1 protein-coding gene is annotated in these 613 nt (G+C 47.8%); it reads right to left on the bottom strand.

From position 1 onward, the window contains the following. Positions 1-612 (bottom strand): LysR family transcriptional regulator (locus R7190_RS28710; protein WP_318138041.1); only part of this gene is annotated, 612 nt, incomplete at its 3' end. Position 613: the final 1 nt, after the last annotated feature.

The following is a 613-nucleotide window of genomic DNA, read 5'->3' as shown; positions in this document are numbered from 1 at the left end:
TTTGCACCATTCGGCCCAATCTTTCCCTCGCTCACGATAAATAGAATCTGTAGAGAGAATGGGATATTGCCACAGTGCGTCGGGGATAGATTGGTCTTGGATTTCTTTCCAAATTTTATGGCTACAAACTGGGTACAGCGTTTCAGCATAAAGCTTAACCGCCATATAGTTTCGTTTCGGTTTTTGCACAGTAATAAAGCAGTCGCCCACGCTGTCCGTTTGCTCTGGATCGCCCGCGACCATATTGAGTGTGAGGTCGATTTCAGGATACAAGCGCTTAAAGTCTGCCAAACGTGGGATCAACCACTTCACCGCCAACGAGCTGTAAATCGCTAGGCGAATACTGCCTTTATCCCCTTCTCGCACCTTTTGGCTCGCCATCGCAATTGAACTAATAGCCGGGCTGATGTCTTCTAAATACCGCGCGCCCGTATCCGATAGTGAAAGCTTGCGACCTTGGCGAATAAAAAGCGATTCGCCCAAATAATCTTCAAGTAAGCGAATCTGATGGCTCACCGCACTTTGCGTCACATTAAGCTCCTCGGCAGCAAGAGAGAAACTCAGATTTCTCGCAACAACTTCAAAACAGTGAACCGCTCGCAATGGTGGCAAT

The organism is Vibrio sp. 1078-1 (assembly GCF_033340475.1).
This window is presented reverse-complemented; position numbering and strand designations above follow the sequence as displayed.